General features: G+C 30.1%; 2 protein-coding genes and 1 pseudogene. All 3 read right to left on the reverse strand.

From position 1 onward, the window contains the following. Positions 1 to 375: 375 nt before the first annotated feature. Positions 376 to 591 carry a hypothetical protein gene (locus tag F6K22_RS41180; protein WP_293110971.1) on the reverse strand — a complete coding sequence of 72 codons (216 nt, stop codon included), beginning with the start codon at positions 589 to 591 and terminating at the stop codon, positions 376 to 378. Positions 592 to 594: 3 nt separating this feature from the next. Further along, entirely contained in the window at positions 595 to 1,020 is a 426-nt protein-coding gene (locus tag F6K22_RS41185; RefSeq protein WP_293110973.1) for a hypothetical protein, read from the reverse strand. Between the two features lie 21 nt (positions 1,021 to 1,041). Next, positions 1,042 to 1,252 (reverse strand): annotated as a pseudogene (locus F6K22_RS41190) (hypothetical protein); the annotation flags it as partial.

The raw sequence follows: 1,252 nt of genomic DNA on the forward strand, positions 1-1,252 counted from the left end.
CTAACGCACTACACCCCCCATCTTTATTGAACAATAGTTCAAGTATGGCTCTAAATAATCTTATCAAAAAACTTACTTTTATTAATGAATTGTTAACCAGAGATCGCGCCATTATTTAACAGCCTATTAATCCCTTTGATTCCTCTGGGATAATATAGAAACTTATGGGAATTTAGCATCATTAAATTTTCTCTTAATTTCCACACAAAATCATCATTTACTGCCCAAGAGATATAAGATAATCCGAGGAAAAAATTACTGTACGTTTGTGTATATTCTTCTTTTTTCATTGGTTCTTGATATATCTTCTTGAATTCCTTGATTTTTAATCTTTTCTCCTGTCAATGAATTAATTGTGTATGAAATAGCTATTAATCAAATCAAATTATTCAATCTTTTTTCGTTGGCTTGGGCTGATTCCAGATTATAACCACCAGTTTGATAATCTTTAAACATTGCTTCAATTCCCATTCTCTGGCTATATATTTTTGGGATTTTTCCTGGTGACGATAAATTTGTGAAAATATACCATTTTTCTGAAACAGATTTGTGACGAGCTCTCTGTTTTTTGTAGCTCAGTAAATTATACATTCCCTATTTCGTTTTAGTGATTTTTTGATTTAATAATAATTTAGCTTCACCAGTATTTGCTGTTAATTCTGATAATTTACAAGATTTGCTCCCTCTTTTAATCATTGTTGACTTTTTTTGTCTCAATGCAAAATATACATTATGCTTTTGATATTTTTTCAGCCAATGTGATCGGAAAATACTCTGGAATTCTCTATCTGCTATGAGGATAATTTGAGATTTTTTGAGGAGTTGAAATACAGGAGGCATTACTGCTTGTTGTTCTATTAAATTACTAGCTCCTTTATGAGTTAAAATCTTCCAATACACAGGTAAAGCCCTCTTTTTCCCACCTATACTAATCATTAATATGTTAGTATCTTCCCACTCAGTTAGATCTAAAATTCCGACTAACTCTGAGGTAATACTGAATAAATTTTCGCTCATCATTTTAACTAAAGGAAACCAGAATCAAGGTAAACTTAACTCCTTTAAAGTCAAAAATCTTTGTATGTGTTTTCGCTTACTTTCTAATTTTATTGGTAGGGGAAAATAAGTACTTAATTTTGATATTTGTACGGTTTTATGTACTGATGTTAAGTATAATAATATTTGTAATGTTATTATTTGAGATGGACTCAACTTTTGTTCGATCTGGTTTTGATCAAAGCCTAATATATTC

It is taken from the genome of Okeania sp. SIO2F4 (genome assembly GCF_010672385.1).
Lineage (GTDB): Bacteria > Cyanobacteriota > Cyanobacteriia > Cyanobacteriales > Microcoleaceae > Trichodesmium.